Annotated in this window: 19 protein-coding genes; 8 read left to right on the top strand and 11 right to left on the bottom strand. The window is 72.7% G+C overall.

Going from position 1 to position 19,210, the window contains the following annotated elements; translation table 11 throughout:
• The coding region (locus GRX01_RS12725) for an MFS transporter (protein ID WP_159667974.1) at positions 1-954 on the bottom strand (954 nt) is incomplete at its 3' end.
• Between the two features lie 172 nt (positions 955-1,126).
• Between GRX01_RS12725 and GRX01_RS12720 the strand changes: the two genes are divergently transcribed.
• Positions 1,127-2,206: an alpha/beta hydrolase gene (locus GRX01_RS12720; protein WP_159667972.1), complete on the top strand. Its 1,080-nt coding sequence runs from the start codon at positions 1,127-1,129 to the stop codon at positions 2,204-2,206.
• Positions 2,207-2,209: 3 nt separating this feature from the next.
• Here the strand turns inward: GRX01_RS12720 and GRX01_RS12715 are convergent, their stop codons facing one another.
• The 3 genes from GRX01_RS12715 to GRX01_RS12705 form a co-directional block, all read right to left on the bottom strand.
• Complete coding sequence (locus GRX01_RS12715; protein WP_233741025.1) at positions 2,210-2,446, bottom strand: hypothetical protein; 237 nt, start codon at positions 2,444-2,446, stop codon at positions 2,210-2,212.
• A gap of 131 nt (positions 2,447-2,577) precedes the next feature.
• The gene (locus GRX01_RS12710) at positions 2,578-3,684 is read right to left on the bottom strand and encodes an AIR synthase-related protein (RefSeq protein ID WP_159667970.1); all 1,107 of its coding nucleotides are present in this window, start codon (positions 3,682-3,684) and stop codon (positions 2,578-2,580) included.
• A gap of 99 nt (positions 3,685-3,783) precedes the next feature.
• Entirely contained in the window at positions 3,784-5,247 is a 1,464-nt protein-coding gene (locus tag GRX01_RS12705) for a CRTAC1 family protein (protein ID WP_321168084.1), read from the bottom strand.
• A gap of 89 nt (positions 5,248-5,336) precedes the next feature.
• Here GRX01_RS12705 and GRX01_RS12700 point away from each other — a divergent pair, with 89 nt between their 5' ends.
• Positions 5,337-5,768 (top strand): hypothetical protein, encoded by a 432-nt coding sequence (locus GRX01_RS12700; protein ID WP_159667966.1) that lies wholly within the window; start codon positions 5,337-5,339, stop codon positions 5,766-5,768.
• Positions 5,769-5,831: 63 nt separating this feature from the next.
• Here GRX01_RS12700 and GRX01_RS12695 read toward each other — a convergent pair whose 3' ends face one another.
• Positions 5,832-6,953: a glycosyltransferase gene (locus GRX01_RS12695; RefSeq protein ID WP_159667964.1), complete on the bottom strand. Its 1,122-nt coding sequence runs from the start codon at positions 6,951-6,953 to the stop codon at positions 5,832-5,834.
• Between the two features lie 95 nt (positions 6,954-7,048).
• On the bottom strand, positions 7,049-8,119 hold the full coding sequence (locus GRX01_RS12690) for a glycosyltransferase family 4 protein (protein ID WP_321168083.1): 1,071 nt from the start codon (positions 8,117-8,119) through the stop codon (positions 7,049-7,051).
• A gap of 407 nt (positions 8,120-8,526) precedes the next feature.
• On the opposite strand from GRX01_RS12690, the gene GRX01_RS12685 reads away from it, so the two are divergent.
• The 5 genes from GRX01_RS12685 (at position 8,527) to GRX01_RS12665 (ending at position 15,104) form a co-directional block, all read left to right on the top strand.
• Positions 8,527-9,723, top strand: coding sequence for an MFS transporter (locus GRX01_RS12685; protein WP_321168082.1), 1,197 nt, complete (start codon positions 8,527-8,529; stop codon positions 9,721-9,723).
• A gap of 94 nt (positions 9,724-9,817) precedes the next feature.
• Positions 9,818-10,735 (top strand): ArsR/SmtB family transcription factor, encoded by a 918-nt coding sequence (locus GRX01_RS12680; protein ID WP_159667960.1) that lies wholly within the window; start codon positions 9,818-9,820, stop codon positions 10,733-10,735.
• Positions 10,736-10,741: 6 nt separating this feature from the next.
• Positions 10,742-12,139: a S8 family serine peptidase gene (locus tag GRX01_RS12675; RefSeq protein ID WP_159667958.1), complete on the top strand. Its 1,398-nt coding sequence runs from the start codon at positions 10,742-10,744 to the stop codon at positions 12,137-12,139.
• Between the two features lie 69 nt (positions 12,140-12,208).
• Positions 12,209-12,598, top strand: coding sequence for a hypothetical protein (locus GRX01_RS12670; protein ID WP_201289594.1), 390 nt, complete (start codon positions 12,209-12,211; stop codon positions 12,596-12,598).
• Between the two features lie 106 nt (positions 12,599-12,704).
• Complete coding sequence (locus GRX01_RS12665) at positions 12,705-15,104, top strand: ATP-dependent DNA helicase (RefSeq protein ID WP_321168081.1); 2,400 nt, start codon at positions 12,705-12,707, stop codon at positions 15,102-15,104.
• Between the two features lie 182 nt (positions 15,105-15,286).
• Here the strand turns inward: GRX01_RS12665 and GRX01_RS12660 are convergent, their stop codons facing one another.
• Positions 15,287-15,841 carry a class I SAM-dependent methyltransferase gene (locus tag GRX01_RS12660; RefSeq protein WP_159667955.1) on the bottom strand — a complete coding sequence of 185 codons (555 nt, stop codon included), beginning with the start codon at positions 15,839-15,841 and terminating at the stop codon, positions 15,287-15,289.
• Positions 15,842-16,066: 225 nt separating this feature from the next.
• On the opposite strand from GRX01_RS12660, the gene GRX01_RS12655 reads away from it, so the two are divergent.
• Positions 16,067-16,249 carry an HEWD family protein gene (locus GRX01_RS12655; RefSeq protein ID WP_159667952.1) on the top strand — a complete coding sequence of 61 codons (183 nt, stop codon included), beginning with the start codon at positions 16,067-16,069 and terminating at the stop codon, positions 16,247-16,249.
• Positions 16,250-16,343: 94 nt separating this feature from the next.
• On the opposite strand, the gene GRX01_RS12650 is transcribed toward GRX01_RS12655, so the two are convergent.
• The 4 genes from GRX01_RS12650 to GRX01_RS12635 form a co-directional block, all read right to left on the bottom strand.
• The gene (locus tag GRX01_RS12650; RefSeq protein WP_159667950.1) at positions 16,344-17,069 is read right to left on the bottom strand and encodes an HAD-IIB family hydrolase; all 726 of its coding nucleotides are present in this window, start codon (positions 17,067-17,069) and stop codon (positions 16,344-16,346) included.
• 82 nt (positions 17,070-17,151) lie between these two features.
• Positions 17,152-17,970: a DUF5803 family protein gene (locus tag GRX01_RS12645; RefSeq protein WP_159667947.1), complete on the bottom strand. Its 819-nt coding sequence runs from the start codon at positions 17,968-17,970 to the stop codon at positions 17,152-17,154.
• 1 nt (position 17,971) lies between these two features.
• Positions 17,972-18,646, bottom strand: coding sequence for a DUF2110 family protein (locus tag GRX01_RS12640; RefSeq protein WP_159667945.1), 675 nt, complete (start codon positions 18,644-18,646; stop codon positions 17,972-17,974).
• Entirely contained in the window at positions 18,647-19,186 is a 540-nt protein-coding gene (locus GRX01_RS12635; RefSeq protein WP_159667942.1) for a transcription factor, read from the bottom strand.
• Positions 19,187-19,210: the final 24 nt, after the last annotated feature.

The raw sequence follows: 19,210 nt of genomic DNA, 5'->3' as shown, positions 1-19,210 counted from the left end.
GAGCCCCGCGAGCCCGCCGGCGGCGAGCGCGAGCGCGGCGAACGTCGGGACGGTCCGGCCGAACCGGGCCGTGATGCGGCCGGCCTGCGTCGTCGCGACGGCGCTGGAGATCGAGGCGACGGCGACGAGCGCGCCCGCGGCACCGGGCGTCCCGCCGAGCAGGCGGACGACCACGATCGAGTTGTAGGTGAGGAAGCCGAACCAGAGGAACCCCGGCACGGCCCGGCCGACCAGCGTCGCGGCGACCCGTGGGCGCGCCGCCAGCGCGAGCAGCGTGCGGACGCCGCCGCGTTCGTCTCCCTGTGCGCCGCGGTCGCCGTCGGCCATGTCCGCGTCGTCGTCGGTCGACGCGCCTCCGCCGAGGTCCGCGGACTCCTCGAACCGCAGCCACACGACCGCGGCGACGGGGAGCGCGGCGGCGTACAGCGCGAACGGGTACTGCCACGCGAACCCGACGAGTAGCCCCGCGAGGAACGGGAACACCGTCAGCGACGCGCCGACGGCAGTGAACCGGACCCCCTGCGCGGCCGACTCGCGGGCGCCCGAGAACAGGTCGCCGGTCGCGGTGATCAGGATCGGGCCGATCCCGGTGTAGCCGACCCCCTGAAGCAGTCGGAGCGCGAGCGCGGTCCGGAAGTCGGTCGTCAGTGTGAGCGCGACGCCCGCGAGGCCGAACAGCGCCAGCCCCGAGACGAGCACGGGCTTGCGGCCGTACCGGTCGGCCAACACGCCCGAGAGTGGGATGAGGACGATCCCCGGCGCGGTAAAGGCCGAGAGCAGCAGCGCGGCCTCCGTCGCCGACACGCCGTACGGGCCCGCCAGCGACTCGACGACCGGCGAGACGACCGACGCGCCCATCGGCGAGATGAGCGACGCGAGCAACAGCAGGCGGAAGTCGCCGTCGTCGAGCACGTCCGCGTCGTCGCCGACGAGGCGACCAAGCGAGAGCGACACGCCGCCACCTCCGACACGCCCCAGCAAGAGCGACTCGGTTCGGTGCCGCGGTTCCGGCGACCACGGCGGTCCGGTCGGCGGGGCCGCCGAGAGGGGCTCGGGCGGATCCGACTCGTGGGAAACCGGATCCGGCACGCGGGGATTCTTGTCGCCCCCACGCGTCCGAGGCCGCATGACCGACTCCGCCGAGGACGGAGGCCGCACGGAGCGACTCGCCGGCCTCGACCCCGAACTCCGCGAGGTCGTCGCCGAGGTCGAGTCGCTGGGAGTCCCGCCGTGGCACGCCCTCTCCGTGGAGAGCGCCCGACGCATCGAGGACGAACTGTTCGGCGGCGACGACGGGGACAGCGGCAGCGACAACGGCGATGGAGTCGGCGGCGACGGAAACGACGGCGGGCCCGACGCGACCCTCCCGGTCGCGTCGACGCTCGATCTCGCGATCGACGGTCCCGAGGGACCCGGCAACGGTGGCGAGCCGGACGGGGATCTCCCGATCCGGGTCTACCGACCCGCCGAGACGCCGGCGCCGACGCTCGTCTTCCTCCACGGCGGCGGCTGGTGTCTCGGCACGCTCGACTCCGCGGACGACCTCGCGCGGCGGCTGTGCCGCCGAGTCGGAGCGGTCGTCGTCTCCGTGGACTACCGACTCGCGCCCGAACACCCGTTCCCCGCCGCGGTGGACGACGCGATCCGCGCCCTCCGGTGGACCCGCGAGCACGCCGCCGAGTTCGGGGGGACCGACGTCGTGGGCGTCGCGGGCTCCTCCGCCGGCGGAACCCTCGCGGCCGCCGCGTCGCTGGCGACCCCCGACGGTGAGGCCCCCGCGGTTCAGACGCTGCTGTACCCGATCACCGACCGCGACTTCGGAACCGACTCCTACGAGGCGAACGCGGACGGGCCGCTCCTGACGCGCGCGGACATGCGCCGCTTCTGGCGCGAGTACCTCCGCTCGGACGTGGACGCCGCAAATCCGTACGCGGCGCCGCTTCGCACGGACGAGGCGATGCTCGCCGAGAGCGCCCCCGCGGTCGTCGTCACCGGCGAGCACGACCCGCTCCGGGACGACGGCGCCGCCTACGCCGCCCGGCTCGCGGACGCCGGCGTCGACGTCGACCACCTGGACTACGAGGGGATGTGTCACGGCTTCCTCTCGTTCGCCGACGAGGTCGCCGTCGCCGACGCGGCGTTCGACGACCTCGCGGCTGCGACGCGTGAGCGACTGGCGGCCGCGGACGACGCTGACCGCCGCTGAACGTCAGAAGGGCGTGTCGGCCGCCGCCGCGATCTGACGGCCGACGCTCCCCGCCAGATAGACGGCGGCGGCGACGAGGAGGACGCCGCCGGCAACCCGAGACATCCCCGGCAGCGGGGACTCGACGGCGCCCGGGAGGTTGGCCGTGGCGACCGGAACCTGGAGGAGGAGCAGCGAGAGCGGCAGCGACAGCACGGCGACGCCACGTCGGATCGAGCGTCTCGTCTCGGCTTCGGACACGGTCGCACCGAGGTGTCCCCGGGGAGAAGTGTCTGCCGGCCGCCCCGCCGTCCCGAGCCGTACGCGTCGTCTCGTGGTGAAACGCATCGGGATCGACGGATCCCGCGTCGTCGACGGCTCGGCCGACCGCCCTACCGCCGGCCCGAGAGCCGCTCGTAGGCCGCCCACGACGCGTCCTCCGCCGGCGGCTCGACGCGTTCGCCGTCGACGAACACGCCCGATCCCTCGCGCACCTCGCCGGCGACGCCGACGGGCGTTCCCCTCGACTCCAGCGTGGCGACGACGCGGTCGACGGCCGCGGGGTCGACGGCGAGCAGGAGCGTGCCGGAGGTCGTACAGGCCCACGGGTCGAGGTCGAGCGCCTCACACGTCGCCACGGCGGCGACGTTCGTCGGGACGGCCCCCGAGTCCACGTCGATCCGGACGCCGCCGGCCTCGGCCGTCTCACACAGCGCGCCACGGAGGCCGCCCTCCGTCGCGTCGTGCATCGCGGTGACGCCCGCGTCGGCGTCGGCAGTCCTCTCCTCGTTCGTCTCGTTCGCGTCGGAACCGTCACTGCCGGCACTCTCACGCCCGGCCTCCGCGGCCGCGAGCGCGTCGCGCATGACGCTCGTCTCGTCGAGCAGGGCGGCGGCGGCGTCGATCGTCGCCTCGTCGAGTCCCCGTTCGGCGAGCACGTCGGGGTACAGCGAGGCGAACAGTCCCGCGGTCTCGATCCCCGGCCCCTTCGTGACGAGCAGGCGGTCGCCCGGGCGGGCGCCGTCCGGTCGGATCACGTCGTCAGGGTCGCCGACGCCGAGCACCGTGGCGGCGCCGACCCACGGGAGCGACGCGCCGGGATAGCGGGCGGTGTGGCCCGTCGGGATGGCGACGCCGAGCGCCTCGCACTCGGCGGCGACGGCGGCCCAGAACGCCTCGAACTCGTCGTCGCCCACGTCGCTCGGGAGCGCGAAGGAGGGACAGAAGTGGGTGGGCGCGACGCCGGAGACGGCCACGTCGCCGAGGGCGAAGGAGAGCGCGAAGCGGCCGGCGCGCTCGTAGCCCAGCTCCGGAAGCAACGAGATCGGGTCGGTCGCGCACACGACCGCGCGGTCGGCCACGTCGACGACGCCGAAGTCGACGCCGTGGGCCGGGCCGAGGCGCACGTCCTCGCGGGCGGCGCCGAGGTTCGGCCGCACCACCGACTCGAGGACGTCGCGGTCGACCTTTCCCCGTCTCGGCGCGCGGTCGTCGGTCATGCCTCGACGTGCGCCGGGCCCCCCCAAAGCGGTTACGTCACGGCGACGGCTCGGCGATGGAGTGCGAGGAACAGGTGCGGCAACCGGTCGGCAGCGAGGTCAGAACCGCGGCGCCATCGGATGCGGCAGGTCGTGTTCGGTCCGGGCGGCGGGCGACTCCATCGTCGCCTCGCGGCCGTCCGGCCAGCGCACGGTGACGCGCTCGGGCGTCTCGTCGCCGAGACCGAAGTGGGCGACCGGCTCCATCTGACAGAGGTAGCCCGAGCCGGCGCACACGACCTTCGTCCGCGTCCACGACGCCGTCTCGACGGTGACGGCCGCGCCCCGGGCCGGCGCGCCGTACTGGGTGGTCGGGCGGACGCGCAGCCAGTCGTTCTCGGCGGCGCCGTCGACGGCGTACAGCGAGAGCGGCTGGGCGGCGAGTTCGCCGTGGACCACGAGCAACTCCAGGGCGCCGTCGCCGTCGAAGTCCGCGACCGCGGCGCCGGTTCCCAGCCCGCGCGGCTCCGCGGCGTCGCCGGGATCGAGCGCGGTCCATCCCGCGCGCTCCTTACGGAACAGGCGGTTCGGGGCGCCCAGCGCGTTGCAGAACAGCTCCTCGCGTCCGTCGTTGTCGAAGTCGGCGGCGACGAGCGTCCGGATCCGCGTCGGCGCCGCGAACGCGGGCGGGGCGGCGTCGGCGAACCGCGCGAGCCCCGGTCCGCCGTCCGGATGCGCGTCGCCGTCCGGGTGTGTCTCGTCGTTCGGACGTACCTCGCCGTCCGGGTGCGCGCCGCGGGCGGCGGGCGGGCTCCGAGCGAACAGCCGGTTCGGCGTCTCCCAGCCGCCGACCGCGAGGTCGCCGTCGGCCAGCGCGACGCCGCGGGCGTTGGTCCCGGGCGTGTCGACCCCGACGGCGCCGGCGACCTCCTCGAAGTGACCCGACGCGTTCCGGAACAGTCGGTTCGGGCCCCGCTCGACGCCGACGAAGAGGTCCATCCGGTCGCTCACGAGCGGACCGGCATACAGCGAGCGCGCGCCGGCGTCCAGTTCGAGGCCGACCGCCTCCGCCATGTCCGAGAGTTCGCCGTCGTCGCCCAGCTCGTAGAAGCGGGACGGGACGCCGTAGCAGGCGACGAAGACGCCGTAGCGCCCGGTGCCGTAGCGGTCGATCGCGGCGACCGAGCGGCCCGCGCGGAAGTTGCCGCGGTCGGCGTTGATCGCGAGACCGAACAGGTCGCGCCAGCGCACGTCCTCGTGGTCCGGGAGCACGTCGACGGGGTCGAGCAGGAGGTCGGTGTCCCGAGTCTGTCCCCGATAGGACTCCGTGTTGTGGACGTAGAACTCCTCGGCGCCGTCGGCGTCGAGGTCGGCCGCGACGACGCCGATGGCGTGACGGCCCTCGTCGGCGACGGCGGGCGTCGCGACGTCGCGGAGGGCGCCGTCACGCCACACGAGCAGGCGGTTTCCGGGTCCGTAGCCGGTGACGAGGGCGCACGGTCCGCTCACGCCCGGGGTGACCGCGACCCCGTAGCCGCGGTGGGGCGCGTCGTCGGCGAGGGCGTCGGACCGGTCCGCGAACACGCACCCCCCTCTGTGTCCGGGGTACAAGAGGGCTCGGTTCCGCCCCCCGAGGAACAACGCTTTTCGGACGCCGGACCGAACCCGGATTCATGGCAGACAACGACCCTGAGGACGCTGGATCGGACGCGAACGAGGGCGCCGACGGTGGAGACGAGGGCGAGGAGAAGTCGTTCCGCGAGCGGGTCGAGGAGATCCGCGAGCGACGCGAACAGGAGCGCGAGGAGGGCGAGGGCGGCGCGCCCTCCCCCGAGGAGATGATGGGCGGGGGTGGCGGTCCCGGCGGCATGGGCGGCGGCGGCAACCCCTTCGCGCAGATGATGGGCGGCATGATGGGCGGCGGCGGCGGTCCCGGCGGCATGGGCGGCGGAATGGGCGGCGGCCCCGGCGGTCCCGGCGGGCGCGGCGCCGAGGAGGAGTCCGTCGGCAACGAGGAGCTCGTGCGCGAGGTGCGCCAGCTCCGCGACGAGGTCCGCGACGCGACCCGACAGCTCCAGCGGATCGCGCAGGCGCTGGAGGACTAGCGAGACCGACCGGAGGGAGTTCCGCCTTTTCGACACGACCGACGACCAGCCGCCCGGCTCGCCTCAACCGGTCACCGAGTCGTACACGTCCTCCAGCCGGTCGACCGCGTGCTCGACGCTCGTCTCCTCCCGGCGGTCGAGGCAGTGCTCGGAGAGGGCCTCACGCTCCGCGAGGGTCCGGTCGATGGCGTCGGCGAAGGCCGCGGTGTCGCCGCGGGGGTAGTTGTAGCCCGTCTCGCCGTCGACGACGGTGTCCGCGAGCGCGCCGGCGCCGACGCCGACGACCGGCGTGCCGCAGGCGTTGGCCTCCAGCGCGACGAGCCCCTGCGTCTCGACCGGCGAGGGGAACACGAAGGCGTCGAGGCTGGCGTACAGCGCCGGGAGGTCCTCGCGGGGGAGGAAACCGAGGAAGCGCGCGTCGACCCCGGCCTCCTCGCAGGCCGCCTCGACCGCGCCGCGGGCGGGGCCGTCGCCGCCGAACACGAGCGTCGCCTCGGCGTCGGCGGCCGCGACCGCCGGCGGGATCTCGGTCAGCTCCTTCTCGAAGCCGTGGCGGCCGGTGTAGCCGAGGAGGGGCCCGTCCGACGGGTCCGGCAGGTCGTACTCGTCTCGGAAGGCGGCGAGCACCTGGGCGTCCGGCGGCGCGAAGAAGTCGGTGTCGACGCCGTTGGGCACCACCTCGACGGGCGTGTGGACGCCGATGTCGCGGAGGTGCTCGCCGGCGGGTTCGCTGGGGACGACGACCGCGGCGGCGGCGTTCATGTACCGCCGTTCGTAGCGTCGGGCGGCGCCCTCGACGACGGCGGCGGCCGGGCCGGCAGCGAGGTAGTCCGCGTACTCGGCGGTCGGCGTGTGATAGGAGGCGACCAGCGGCGCGTCGATCCGGCGCGCGAGGTACCACCCCGAGAGGCCCAGCGCGAAGGGCGTGTGCGCGTGGACCACGTCCGCGTCGCGGACGGCGTCGGGGATCCCCGGCAGTCCCATCCGGAAGCCGTCGTAGAAGGGGAAGCCGACGCTTCGGGTGGTGTGCTCGCCGTCCGTGGGGTCGTGTCCGGGCGCGTCGGGGAACACCACGTCCATCCGGCCGCCGCGCGCGCGCCACTCCGCGCGCCACGACTCCAGGGTGTAGGTGACGCCGTTCACCGTCGGCAGGTACGTGTCGGTGAACGCGGCGACGGTCTGCATTCGTCCGGGGTTTTCGGAGCGAGGGGTAATGCCTTGCGTCTTCGGCGCGGGCGCCCTCGCCCGCGGCTGGGCGGGAGGACGCGGAGCGCCTCCAGCTACCGCGCGTCGACGAGCTGCTCGTACGTCTCGACCAGCTCCTCACCGACGCGCTCCAGCGAGTGCTCTGCCGCCGTCTCGCGGGCGTTCTCGCCGAGCCGCTCCCGGAGGTCCGGGTCCGCGGCGAGCCGGTTCAGCGCCTCGACGAACTCCTCGTGGGAGTCACACAGCAGGCAGTCGTGACCGTCCTCGAAGTACTCGCGGAACACGGGGATGTCCCGGAGGACGCACGGCTTCCCGCAGGCCATGGCCTCCAGCACGACGATCCCCTGGTTCTCCTCCTTCGTCGGGAAGAAGAACACGTCGCCAGCGCCGAACGCGCCGGGCTTGTCGTCGACCCAGCCGGTGAAGGTGACGTTCTCCGGGGGGTCGCCGGTCCATCGCGTCACCGTCGGCGACGCCTGCGGGCCGGAGTCGACGGTCCCGAACCACGCGAAGTCGTGCTCGGTGCGCTTGGCCACCTCACAGAAGTCGGTGAGCCCCTTGCGCTCGAAGACGGAGCCGACCGCGAACATCACGACTCCGTCGAGGTCGAACCGTTCGCGGTACTCCTCGCGGTACGCCTCGTGGCCGGCGACGGAGTCGTGGTCGATGCCGTTCGACAGCGCGCGGATCGGCGCGTCGACGGGGTACTCAAGCAGTTGCCGCTTGGTGTATTCGGAGGGCGTGAGCACCAGGTCCGCCTCCGAGTAGAACCACCGGAGGTACCGGCGAAGCGCGGGCGCCACCGCGTTCGACCCGCGGAAGCTCTCGCGGAAGTCCTCGCTGGTGACGTGGCAGTGGAGCACCAGCGGCGTGTCCGTCACCCTCGCGTAGCGCGCGAGCGCGACGCTGGCGGGACCGATGAGGTTCAGGTGGATCACGTCCACGTCGGCGAGGGGTGAGCGGCCGGAGAAGGCCCGGCGGAGGGCGGCTCGAGGGTCGCCGTCGGCCCACGGCGAGGTGACGACCTCCACGTCGGCGCCGGCCGCGCGGGCGCGGTCCAGCGCCTCGACCTGCTGGTCGTGGGCGGTGCCGATGCCCGCGCGGTCGAGTTGGGCGTCGAGTTCGAGGTAGTCGAGAACGCGCACGGTCGGGTGGCTGCGGCTTCGGTGGGTCGGGGTTTGAGCGTGCTGGATCCGGGTCGGTCGGCGAGGGGACGGCTACGGTCGGACGGGCCCTTCGGGATCCGAGCGACGGACGGCAGCGAGAATCGAGACGCGTGACCGGATCAGTCGTCCGCTTCCGCCTCCTCCCCACCGCGACGACGGAGGGCGATAGCAACGATACCAACGATCGCGACACCTGCGATGAGTTTCGACCGTGACATGACACGTTACGATAGGTTCCCACGGAACAAAAATCTGTATCCACGCGTGCCGAGATCGGCGTTCGATTCGGGTCTCCTCACTCCCGCACCCGAGGCCGCGGCCACCGACGGGACCGATCCCCGCTTCCGCAACGCTTGACTCCCGCCGCGCGAATCGACACCCGTCACGTGACGAAGCGCCTCTTCACCACCCTCTGCGGGCTGGTCTTCCTCGTCAACTTCGGGCGGGTCGCGTTCGCCCCGCTGGTCCCGGAGTTCCAGCGGGAGCTCGGGCTCTCGGCGGCCGCGGTCGGCTCGGTCACGACGCTCGTGTGGCTCGGCACCGCCGCGCCGCGGATCCCGGTCGGCTGGGTGCTCACGCGGGTCCGTCGCGAGCGGGTCGTCCTCGCCACCGGCGTCGCGCTGGCGGCCGCCGCGGCGCTCACCGCGACCGCGGACTCGCTGTATACCCTGCAGATCGGCGCGTTCGCCGTCGGGCTCGCCACCGGGGGCTACTTCGTCGCCGCCATCCCCCTCATCGGCACGCTGTACCCCGAACGGACCGGGCGAGCCGTGGGGATCCACGGCACCGCGAGCCAGGTCGCGAGCGTCGCCGCGCCGGCGCTCGTCCTCGCGGCCATCGCCCGCCTCGGCGACTGGCGGGTCGTGTTCTGGGCGCTGGCCGTCGGCGCCGCGGTCTCCACGGCCTCGCTCGTGGTCGTGGTGCGTCGCTCCGCGGGCGACGGGCCGGCGTCGGGCGACGGAACCGACCGCGACTTCCGGTCTGCGCTGTCGCACTGGCGGATCGTGCTCGCGGGAATGTCGCTCGTGGCGGTCGCGGGGTTCGCCTGGCAGGGCGTGTTCAACTTCTACGTCAGCTACCTGCTCTCGGAGGGGTTGACGCCCGCGAACGCCAACCTCCTGCTCACCGTCGCGTTCGCGGCCGGCGTCCCGGCGTTCTGGCTCGGGGGACGCCTCGCGGACCGGCTCCCGAAGGTGCCGTACCTGCTCGCGCTCAACGCCGCGTTCGTCGCGTCGCTGGTGGCGCTCACGTACGCCGGATCGCTCGCGGCGTTCGCCCTCGTCTCGGCCGTCATCGGCTACGCCGCACACGCGCTGTTCCCCGCCGTCGACACGTACATGCTGTCGACGCTGCCCGCGCCCGATAGAGCCAGCGCGTACGCCGTCTTCTCGGGCGCGTCGCTGCTGTTCGAGGCGAACGGATCGGGCGTCGTCGGCGCGCTGACCGACGCAGGCGTCGGGTTCGACCAGGTGTTCCGGCTGTTCGCCGCCGCGGTCGCGGCGGTGCTCGTGCTCACTGCGCTGTTGTACGCTGTCGGGCGGTTCCCGACCCCGATCGGCGGCGATCGGCCGGCCGGCGAGTGACCGTCCGGGCTCCGCGGCCGTCCGTTTCGGCTCCCCGTCGCTGAGGAGCGATCTGGACCGAAACGTTTTGTTCTTCTGTGAAATATTCCCCCGTATGTCAGGCACGCTCCCGTCGAGCCCGGACGATCCCGAGGACGAGGGGTCGGACGGGAGCGATCGCGCCCCGGAGGGAACGAGCGGGGCACGGGCGGACGAGACGAGCGGGACACGGCCGGACGGCGGTACCGCCGATCCCGACGCCGCGTCTCCGAATCGCCCGGCCACGTCGGAGCGGACGGCGTCGTCCGCGTCGACCGACGTCGAACCGTCGCCCGACGCCGAATCCTCGACCGTGAACGCCGATCCGTCGCCGGTGGGTGCGGACCCGACCGCGACAGAGCGAGGGGCGGTCGAGCGCGACGATCACGCCGGTCAGATCGACGACGTCGACGGCGATGCCGGCGACACCACCGACGAGAGCGTCAGGGTCTGCTGGATAGACGACGAGAGCGCGGACGACCTCATCGGCGCCCTCGCTCCGGGGACGGCGAGGACGATACTCGGGGCGGTTCACGAGGAGCCACGGACGGCCTCGGAGCTGGCCGACGCGGCCGATACCTCCGTCCAGAACGTCCGCCATCACGTCTCGAAGCTCACGGACGCCGGACTGGTCCAGTCCGTCGACACCCGATACTCCGTCAAGGGGCGAGAGATGACCGTGTACGGTCCCGCGGACGACCGCGTCGTCGTGGCCGTCGGCGGCGAGTCCGAGCGCTCCTCGCTGCTCGACTCGCTTCGGGGGCTGTTGAGCGCCGTCGCCGTGCTCGCCGGGGCGAGCCTTCTCGTACAGGCCCTGTTCGGATCGGAGGTGGCGACGCTCTCGGGGCCGGAGACGGTGCCGCGGATCGGCGACGCCGTCGGGGCGACCGGCGGCGCGACCATCGGAACGGTCTCGCCCGGCCTGGCGTTCCTCGCCGGCGGGCTGCTCGTCCTCGCGACGCTCGTTGCCGTCGATCGCGTCCGGACTCGGTGACAGCCTATGGGCCGAAGGACAGCGCTCCTCGCGGTCGTCATCGTCGTCGCGAGCGCCGGCGCCGGCCTCGTCGGCGCCGACGTGGCCGGCGATGGCCCCGCGGTCCAGGGAGGCGGCTCGGCCGTACAGTCCGATCACGTCGGCCAACTGTTCGGGGGAGTCACCGCCGGCGCGGTCCTCCCGGGGTCGTCCGTTCACCCAGCGACTGACCGTGCGCGGATCGAGCGGGGGCCGACCGGAGCCGTCGGATCAGACGCCGACGGTGACGCCGGCGGCGACGAGGTCCGCGTCGGCGTCATCGGGAGCGCCTTCGGCGACGCGGCGGAGGTCGACGGCCGGGTGGTCGCACGCGAGCGCGTGACGGCCTCCCGCTTCGGGCTGGCGGTCGGCGACGGGGGCGCCGGCGATCACGACGCCGCCGTCGCGAGCGTCGTCGCACAGCGCGCCCCGGAGTCGTCGCTGTATCTCGCCTCGGTCGGCCATGAGCCGACGCCCGCGGAGTACGCCCGGGCCGTCGACTGGCTCGTGGAACACGACGTCGACGTGATCGTCGACTCGGGGAGCTACTATCCGCGGACGGCCGACGGGATGGACCGGATCTCGGCCGCCGCCGAGCGCGCGGCCGACCGGGGGACGGTCTTCGTCACCTCCGGCGGCAACACTGCGAGGCGGCACTGGCGCGGCGCGGCGACCGAGCCGGGCTGGCTCGCGTTCGGCGACGACGGTACGCAGGGGAACCGCCTCGGCGACGGACGGATCTCGGGCGCCGTGACGCTTCGACTGTACTGGGAGGGATCGGCCGACTACGACCTGTACCTGTACCGCGACGTGGTCGACGGTCCCGACGAGGTCGTCGCGAAGTCGACCCGCGAGTCGGGGAGCGCGGAGGCGATCGACGCGGTGCTCCCCCGGGGGTCCTACTACGTCGCGATCGACGTGCGAGACCCCGGCGCCGGCCACGTTGACCTGTTCGCCGCGCGCCACCGACTCGCGTACGCGGCCGGCGCCGGGAGCGCGGTCGCGCCCGCGACCGCGGACGGTGTCATCTCCGTGGGGGCGGTCGGCTCCGACGGCCGCCTCGCGGCGTACTCCTCGGCCTCGACGGACGTCCAAGCGGCGGGAACGGTCGCGCTCCCGGACGGACGGACCCTCGAGGGGACCTCCGCCGCCGCGCCGGCCGTCGCGGGCGTCGTCGCCGAGATGAGCGTCGCCGCCGGCGAGGACGACCTCACGCCCGCGGAGGCGGAGCGACTGCTCCGCCGGACCGCCGTCGACGGACGGATCGATCCCGGCTCCGCGGTCGCCGCCGCGGGTGCGAGGAGCCGGGCGGGCGACGACGTGGGGGAGCGGACGGACGGCGACGGGACCGCGGACAACGGGTCGTGGGTGTATCGCGGTCCGTGACCCGCCTCACCCCCCGCGGTGCCTGACCGTGGCGACCCCGTCAGGGCGGCACGCCGCCGCCACGAACCCGTGAGTGATCCCGGCGGGCCCGCGATCGCCGAGCGCGTCGAGGAGTACTGGGAGTGGGCCGCGGTCGCGCTGTTCCTGTTGGTGTCGGTCGATCTCCTGACGACGATGTACGCCGCCGCGGTCGTCGGGCCGGAGGCGGAGGCGAACCCGCTGATGCGGTGGGCGTTGGGACAGCCCCTGTCCGTGCTCGTCGGGGTGAACCTCGGGGCGGTCGTGCTCGCGGCAGTCGTCTTCCGCGGGCTGATGGAGACCTACCGGCTGACGCCGGCGCGGGTTCGTCCCTACTACGGCCTGCTCATCGAGGTGTGGCTGGGGCTGCTGGTCGCCGCCGGGCTGGCGCTGTTCGCCAACAACCTCTCGGTGATCGTGCTCGGCGAGAGCCTGCTGTGACGGTCCCCGCGGCGGCGACGTGTTGGGTGGTCCGGGCGGCGACGAACACGGTGCACCGGGGCGAAGGTTCAGGTACGAGAGCGGGACCATCGACGGACTGAAACCCGTGGCAACCGCCGACTACACCGTGACCGAGGCGACGGACGAGCCGTGGCGAACCGTGTTCGGGCACCCGGACCCGTACCCCGAACAGGCGGACGGGATCGAGGCCGCCCGCGCCGTCGCCGACGACGGGGGATACCTCGCGCTGGAGGGGGCATGCGGCACCGGGAAGACGATGCTCGCGCTGACCGCCGGCATCGACCTCGTCCGCGACCCCGACAGCGACTACGAGCGCGTGCTCGTGCTCACGAGCGTCAAGCAACAGCTCCGACAGTTCGAGGCCGACCTCCGCACGATCAACGACGACCTCCCGGACGACTGGCGGCCCGTCTCCGGCATGACGCTCGTCGGGAAGGCCGACGTGTGTCCGTACGCCCGCGAGAACCGCGGCGGAATCGACACGACGAACGTGTACGAGCGCTGCGAGGGGCTGCGCGAGCGCACCCGCGACCTCGTCGGCGACGCCGACGGCGGCGAGACCACCGCCGGCGCGCTCGCGGAACAGGCCCGTCGCGCACAGACCGGCCTCGCCGACACCGGCGAGGACGGAGCGAGCTACCTCGAAACCGCAGGTGAGCCGACGCCGTACCTTCCCGAGATGCCCGAGCACGGAGGAAGCGCGACGAGGGAGGGGGTCGAGTACTGCCCCTTCTACGCGCAGTATCTCGACGACCTTCCCGAGGACGGCGACGCCGCGGAGGCGGTGCCGTTCGACTTCACGGGTCGGGGACTCATCGACGCCGAGGAGCTGGTGCGGCTGTCGGCGGGCCACGGCACCTGCCCGCACTCGATGATGGGGGCGATCCTCCCGCAGGTGGAGGTCGTCGTCGGCAACTACTACCACGCGTTCGACCCGACGACGGTCGGCGGGTTCACCGGCGCGCTCGTGGACGACTCGACGTTCGTTGTCTGCGACGAGGCGCACATGCTCGAACCCCGAGTGCGGGACCTGGTCTCCGACGGCGTCGCCGACGCGAGCCTCCGCGACGCCGAGAACGAGCTGACGCGCGTCCTCCAGCCGGTGCAGTTCGAGGACTCGGGTCGTCGGGTCGAGGGGACGACCGACGCCGACCTCGTTCGCGGCGAGCTGGCCGACGCCGAGGTGAGCCTCGACGAGGTGAAGCTGCTCGTCGAGTTCGTCCGCGACCTCCGCGAGGAACTGGACAGCCGCGTCGAGGGGTTCCTCGACGCCGAGCGCCGGGGGTGGCGCGAGAACCCGACCGACCTCGACGACGAGGAGATCCCGCTTCGAGACCCCGAGGAGCCCGGCGTCGACGAGATCACCGAGTGGGCCCGCGACGCCGGTTACGGCGAGCAGGTGTGGGCTCGGGCCGAGCAGGTGGGTGCCGTCGCCGCGCGGATCCTGGACGAGGCCGAGGAGGAGGACCGCCAGCGCGCCGTGCCGGGCGTCGGGCGGACGCTCAACGCCTGGTACCGTTGCGATCACGAGACGTACTTCCGGGAACTCGAACTGCTCCGCACGTGGGACGAGACCGAGCCGCCCGACTCGTGGCGCCGCGCGTACAACGCGCGCCTCGCGCTGCACAACTGCGTGCCTGCCGACGCCATCGGGGAGCGCCTCGCCGACTTCGGCGGCGGCGTGCTCATGTCGGCGACGCTCGCGCCGCTCGACGTGTTCCGGGAGGTGACGGGGCTCAACTACCTCGAATCCGAGGGGCGGCCCGTCGAGGAGCGGACCTACGGGCTGGGCTTCCCCGAGGGGAACCGGGCGTCGTTGGCGGTCGACGCGCCGAAGTTCACGTTCTCCAATCGTGGACCTCCCGGCGAGACCAACGAGACCCGACGGGCGCACGCCGACGCCGCCGCGGAGGTGGCGGCGACGACGCCCGGCAACGTGCTCGTCGGAATGCCCAGCTACGGGGAGGCGGAGTGGATGGCGGGCGAGTTGGAGGCGAACGGGCGGATCGACAAGGAGGTCCTCATCGACGAGTCCAGCGACGACACCGCGACGGAGGCGCTCAAGGCGGACTTCTTCGACGGCGACGCGAAGGTGCTCGTCACGAGCATCCGCGGCACCCTCACCGAGGGCGTCGACTACGAGGGGGACCGTCTCGCCGCGGCGGTGGTCTGCGGCGTCCCGATCATCAACACGTCGTCGCCGCGGACCCGCGCCGTGAAGACGGCCTACGATCGGGAGTTCGGGGACGGATTCGAGACCGCGTTGACGGTCCCCGCAGTTCGGAAGGCCCGGCAGGCGATCGGGCGGGTGATCCGCGGCAGCGACGAGGTCGGCGTGCGGTGTCTGGTGGACGCGCGGTACGCCCGCGAGTCGTGGAACGCGGTTCGGGAGTACCTGCCCGAGTACGAGCGCGAGGAGTTCAGCCCGGTGAGCCCGGACATGCTGCGCTTCGGACTGGAGCGGTTCTGGGACGATCATCGGTAGGGCTCGGTACCGTCGTCGGATCCCTCCGCAGGGTCACCGGGACAGATACACCGTACAACACCGCGAAAGCTCCCGGCCCCTTTCAGTCCCGCCCGTCGGCTGTTCGATCGCCTCTCGCCTTGGGGCCACTCGCTCGTGGCGCCGTAGGGTGTCGGGGATCGACTTCGGCCCCGCGCCGACGATCAGCGACGCGCGACCAGCACGAACGTGTCGGTGCGCGTCTCGGCGCGCTCGACCGTGAATCCGGCGTCCTCGAACGCGCTCGCGGCGTCGCCGACGCCGAAGCGCTCCTCGCGCGGCGGTCCGGCCTCGCCGGGGCCGTCGGCGGTCCAGTCGACCGTGACGACGCGGCCGCCGGGGCGGACGACCCGGGCGAGTTCCGCCAGCGACTCGTCGCTCGCGTACTCGTGGTACGTCATCGTCGAGAACGCCGCGTCGAGCGCGTCCTCGGCCAGCGGGAGGTCCTCCACGCCGGCGGTGACCGTCTCGACTGCCTCCGGGATCCCCTTCTCGGCGTACAGGTCGTGCATCTCCGACTGCACGTCGACGGCGTAGCAGGTGCCGACGTGCGACGCGACAACGTCGGTGTAGAAGCCGGTCCCGGAGCCGAGGTCCGCGACGGTCGCGTCGCCCGGGACCGCCAGCGCGGCGAGCAGTTCCTCGGCGGAACAGTGCCGGAACCGGTCGGGGTCCTCGAGCTTGTCCGCGCGGTCGACGTCGAACGTGTGGAATCCCATCGCCCGTCGATAGGAACCCGGATGTAAAGACCCCCGGCGGTTTCGTCGCCACCGTCCCACGAGTCCCCCCATGCGCGTTTGAGCGGCCGACCGCGGACGCTCCGTCGGCACATCGACGGGGACGGCGAGTTCCTCGTCGCGGAGGCGGACGCCAGGAATCGAACGACGGAGCGGGTCGACAACGGCCCCGGGAGCGTTAAGGTGGTCCACCGACCACGATGGGATATGGCAGCCCGTATCCGTCGTCCGAGAGCGCGCACCTGCGAGCGGTGCGGTCGCGAGGAGCGACTCGACGATGCGACAGGAAGCTGGGTCGTCGCCGACGGCACCGGCGAGGTGTACTGCATCCACGAGTGGGACATCAACGGCTCGTTCGTTCCGTTCGAGGACGGCCCGACCGAGGCCTGACGGCGACACCCCCGTTCCCCGACCCCGCCCCGGCGTCCGCGCCGGTCGCGGTCCGCCCGGCCCGGATCTCGAACGGGTCGGTCCGACCCCTCGATCAGGCTTCGGTGCGCTCGATCAGGTCCGCGAGCACCGCCAGCGTGCCGTCCATGTATCCCGTATCCAGCACCACGTCCGCGGCGTCCCGCGCGACCTCGTCGGCGTTCGCGAGCGCGTAGCTCTCGCCGGCGACCGCGAACGTCGAGGCGTCGTTCATCGAGTCGCCGACGGCGACGAACGACGACGGCTCCCGCTCCAGGACCGACGCCGCCTCACGGAGTCCGTTCCCCTTGCTCACGTCGGGGTCGGTGAGGTGGTACGCGTACCCCGTGTCGAGGAAGGCGAGATCGAACTCCTCGGCGACCTCGCGCAGGAGCGCCTCGTCGGCGGTGACGCGGGCGGCGACCTCCGTCTCGCGCCAGCGGTTCACCGTGTCGGCGTCCCCCCAGCCCAGCTCCCCGCCGCGCTCGCGGAAGGCGTCGGCCGCCGCGGCGACGCGCTCGGCGTCGCCCTCGATGCGCACCCGCTCGTCGACGCAGACGACGCCGCCGTTCTCCGCGATCACCCGCTCCGGGATCCCGGCGAAGTGACAGAGGGCGATCGGATACGGGAACGACTTGCCCGTCGCGAGCACGACCGGCGCGGGCCACTCGGGAAGCACCCGGAACACGCGCGGGTCGAGCGTGTGCTCCGGCGTCGTCAGCGTCCCGTCGATGTCGAGCGCCAGCGGCGGGAGGTCGGCACCCGAGGGGATGTCGAGGCCGGCGGACGGATCGGTCGTCATTGACGGTCGAAGGGGAGTCGAGCGAAAAGGCGCGTCGGTTCCGCGGGTCGCGAGTCGAACCTCGGGCGGTTCCCGGGGGGTCTCAGCGCATCCCCGGGGGCGGCCCGTCGTCCCCGAGGTCGTCGTCCTCGGTGTCGACGTCGAGACCGAGTTCCTCTCGCTGCTCGCGCAGCGCGTCGATCTGTCGCCGGTAGTACAGCAGTCCGCCCCCGCCGACGACCGCGAGGAGGGCGAACACCCCCCCGAAGATCTGGATGTCCTGCGGGAGGTAGAACTGGACGATCACCGAGTCGCGCTGTACGTCGTCCCAGCGGACGTGCAGCCTGTTCTCGTCGTCGAGGGAGGTGGTCGCGCCGCCGGGGCTCACGTCGCCGAACACCGGCAGCGACGCGCGCCGGTTCGGCGGGAGCACGACCTCGTAGGAGCCGTCCACGTACGTCGGGAGGGCGAACCGCTTGGGCGTCGACCCGGCTGTGAACGCGACCCGGTCGCCCTCGACGTCGCTCTCGCCGGGGAGGTCGATTCGAACCACGTCGCGCGTGCGGTCGACCGCGCCGCGATCGGCCAGCTCCGAGCCGTTGATCACGGTTCCGTTGGGGTAGCGGTAGCGCACCGCCCGCACCTCCAGCGGGTTCGTGCCGCCGAGGCCGTCGCGGCGGAACAGCTCGATCTCGCTCCCGTTGACGGCGTACACCGCCGAGAACGTCGCGTCGTCGTGCACCGTGATGTGGGCGTCCAGCTCCGACTCCACGCTCGCGTTCCAGTCGTACTCGCCGCCCGGCGGCGACTGGTCGAGCCGCTCGTCGGAGACCGAGCCGCCGCCGAGGAAGCCGAGACAGCCCGACAGCGTGAGCATCCCCACCACCGCCGCGAGCGCGAGGAGTCGTCTCCGTCGGGCCATGCTACTGCGGGATGACGGCCTTCAGTTCCGCGGGCAGGTAGCCGCCGATGGACGCCAGGAGGCCGGGGGCGTCCGTGTTCTCGCGGCAGATGACGCTCTGTTCGAGCAGGCCGAGCCGCTCGACGGTGACGATGTCGTTGGCGTGGCCCGCCCGGTTGACGGTCGCGCGCACCTCCGCGCGTGTCGCGGAGTTGGCGTTCACGCGCCCCTGGCCGCGCGTCCAGTCGTACAGGCGGTCGCGTTCGTCGTCCGCGAGCTCGTGGTCGCCGTCCTCGTCGTACACGAACCGCATGGACAGGTGCTGAACGATGCCGAAGCGGTCGCGGATCTGCTCCGGCGAGCCCGTCCCGAGGCCGAGCCCGTCGGCCGGGATCCGGACCTCCGTGCCGGCGTCGAGGACGAACCCGTCGTCGTCCCAGCCCTCGAGCGTGCCGACGTACGTCTCCCCGTCGGTGAAGTGGTCGGTGATCTCCCCCCACTCCTCGCGGAGGACGTTACGGGCGACCGTCTCGTCGTCGCCGGAGACGGTCACGGAGACGAAGTCGTCGTGTCGAACGCCCACGTCGAACTCCACGTCCAGCTCGCCGAGGTCGTTGGCGACGAGCGAGGTCATCCCGTCGAGCGCACGCTCGCGGGCGTCGCCCGAGACGTAGCACTTGGTCGCGAGAACGACCATCTAGGCCTCGGCCCCGGCTTCCTCGCGGTCGACGTTGAGCTCGTCCGCGAGCTGGTCGATCCGCCACTCCATCGCCTCCACGAGGCGACTGTTCTCCATCGACTCCAGCGGCGACCCACACTCGGGGCACTCGAACCCGAACTCCATCGCCTCCTCGAACTCGAAGCGGATCGAGTCCACCTCACAGAGGTAGAACTGGTGGTCGGACTCGTACGAGCGACGCTCCTCGAGGCCCTCGAGCAGTCGGTACATCTCCTCCTGGAGGTTCTCCGGGATGTTCTCGTAGTGGAACGTCCACAGGTAGGTCAGCCACCCCGAGTCCTCGTCGCGCACGCGGCGGTACGACGCCAGGTCGTTCTCGTACAGGATGAAGAGCGCGCGCCGCACGTCGTTCAACTCCAGTCCCATCTCCTCCGCGAGTTCCTCGTCGGTGACCTCGCCGTCCGGCGGGGCCGCGGCGACGGGCATCCCCGTCGGACCGACGAGCTCGTGGAGGTACTTCTGGATAACTGGGTCTTCCAGGAGGTCCTCAAAAGCCATTTGGAGAATATGGGGGAGGATGTC

It is taken from the genome of Halobaculum saliterrae (genome assembly GCF_009831625.1).
Classification (GTDB): Archaea; Halobacteriota; Halobacteria; order Halobacteriales; family Haloferacaceae; genus Halobaculum; species Halobaculum saliterrae.
Note: the sequence above shows the minus strand (reverse complement) of the source record. Positions and strands in the feature narration are given on the sequence as shown.